Origin of the sequence: Pseudomonas sp. HMWF006 (assembly GCF_003061205.1) — a bacterium.
In the GTDB taxonomy this organism is placed as follows: domain Bacteria; phylum Pseudomonadota; class Gammaproteobacteria; order Pseudomonadales; family Pseudomonadaceae; genus Aquipseudomonas; species Aquipseudomonas monsensis.
Map to the genome: position 1 here is coordinate 1 of NZ_QAIU01000501.1, position 2,085 is coordinate 2,085.

Sequence of the window (2,085 nt, forward strand, 5' to 3'; positions counted from 1 at the left end):
ATGCTGACGCCCATGCTCCACAGCCCCAACTGGCCGACCAGCCACACCCCGAACGGCGCGCCGACCGCCAGTGCGCCGTAACTGGCGATGCCGTTCCACGAGATCACTTTGGCAGTGTTCGCCGCGCCGACCCGGCCGATGCCCCAGCCAATCGAACCGGAACCGACCAGGCTTTCCGCGCTGCCCAGCACCAGGCGGCCGATCAACAGGCTGATCAGGCTGAGCATGGGCAGATTCGGGGTCCAGGCCGAAATCAGCATGAACACACCGCTCAAGCCACAACCGGCCAGCCCGATCATCACCGCACGTTTGCTGCCCTGGTTGTCGATGATCTTGCCGGCGTACGGGCGGCTGAGCAGGGTGGCCAGGTATTGCACGCTGATCACCAGGCCGGCGACCACCGCGCCAAAGCCCAAATCGCTGTGGACATAGCCCGGCAGCACTGCGAGCGGAATACCGATGTTCAGGTAGCCGATAAAGGTGAAGAGGACGATGGAAACGACTTGCAGCGTGACCGCCAGGGGGCGCTGGGGTTGTGGCATAGAGGACGACATGGGAAACGATCCACGGCAAAGCAGGATTAGATAGGCTGCTTATGATAGCGGCGCGGACGACGCTGAGGTGGGCAACAGTAAAACTATTTGCAGGGTGCTGGCATCAGGACTTGGCCGGGGCGACCAGTTGCGTGGTGACCAGGGCGGCGAGGGCATTTTCTTCGCTGCCGAAACGGGCGAGCAGGGCGGCGCGTTTTTCCGGGGAGAGGCGGTTCCAGATCTCGATCATTTTCTCGGTCGCGCCGATCAGGACGGCGGCTTGGCTTTCGGAGAATTCGTCGGTCATGGCGGGCTCGGATTCAGGCAGTGTGGAAAGCGCATGTTAGCGCTTTCCACACGGTCTGTACGGCGGGTTTTACTCGTCGTTGTCGGCCGGGCGGCTTTCAACGGCTTCTTTCGGCTCGGGCTGTTGGGCTCCGGCTTGCTGCGTGGTCGTCTGCTCAGGTACGTGCAGGCTTGGGAAGGGGAGATTAGGAATCTCGTGCATGGTTGCGCTCCTCGCTAAGTCTGTTGATAGATCTGGTAGATCCGCGCTTCTTGAAAGCCTGCGCAGGATACAGCAGGAAAAATGACAATCAGACTTTTAATTCAAATTAATGCGACAGATGGCCGCAGGGGGAGGGCAAAAGCAAAAGGTCACCGCAAAAACAACGGTAGGAGTGAGCCTGCTCGCGATGGCGGTGTGTCAGCCAGCATTTAAGTTGACTGATACACCGCCATCGCGAGCAGGCTCACTCCTACAGGGGGTTGCGGTATTACTTGCAGACGTTGGCGATGGCGTCGGCCAGCAAGGCGAGACGCGTAGCGTCGATGCCGGCGACGTTGGCCCGGCCCGAGCTGACCATGTACACGCTGTGCTGCTCACGCAATTGTTTCACTTGCTCCGGCGACAGGCCGGTGTAGGAAAACATCCCGCGCTGCACGCCAATGTGCGCAAAGCGCTCACGCAAGCCGTGTGGCTCCAGCGCTTCGACCAGACCGCTGCGCAACTGGGCGATGCGCAAACGCATGGCTTCCACTTCGTCGGCCCAGCGCGCTTTCAGCTCCGGGTCGGCGAGGATGGTCGCGACCACCGCCGCGCCGTGATCCGGTGGCGTCGACCACAGGTTGCGGGCGATGTTGGCCAACTGGCTGCGGATGTCGATGAGCTTGTCGGCGGTTTTCGCGCAGACGATCAGTGCACCGGTGCGGTCGCGGTACAGGCCGAAGTTCTTCGAGCATGAACTGGTGATCAGCAGCTCGGGTACTTCGGCGGCGAACAGTCGGGTCGACCACGCATCCTGTTCCAGCCCGTCGCCAAAGCCCTGATAGGCGAAGTCGATCAGCGGCAGCAGATTGCGGCTGCGCACCACGTCGAGCACGCGTTGCCAGTCGTCATGGCTCAGGTCGAAACCGGTCGGGTTGTGGCAGCACGCATGCAGCAGCACCACATCGCCTTTCGGTACTTCGTTGAGCACGGCGAGCATGGCGTCGACGTCGAGGCGGTTGTCGCTGCCCACATACGGGTAGTGACTGACCTTGACCCCGGCGG

4 protein-coding genes are annotated in these 2,085 nt (G+C 61.8%); all 4 read right to left on the minus strand.

Translation table 11 applies throughout. The features are described from left to right. Positions 1 to 542 (minus strand): MFS transporter (locus DBR24_RS22220; RefSeq protein WP_177490662.1); only part of this gene is annotated, 542 nt, incomplete at its 3' end. A gap of 115 nt (positions 543 to 657) precedes the next feature. Continuing rightward, positions 658 to 840 carry a hypothetical protein gene (locus DBR24_RS22225; protein WP_123465685.1) on the minus strand — a complete coding sequence of 61 codons (183 nt, stop codon included), beginning with the start codon at positions 838 to 840 and terminating at the stop codon, positions 658 to 660. Positions 841 to 909: 69 nt separating this feature from the next. Next, a complete protein-coding gene (locus DBR24_RS33260) occupies positions 910 to 1,041 on the minus strand; it encodes a hypothetical protein (RefSeq protein ID WP_256591735.1) in 132 nt (43 codons plus the stop codon). 268 nt (positions 1,042 to 1,309) lie between these two features. Further along, positions 1,310 to 2,085 (minus strand): aminotransferase class I/II-fold pyridoxal phosphate-dependent enzyme (locus DBR24_RS22230; protein WP_128615811.1); only part of this gene is annotated, 776 nt, incomplete at its 5' end.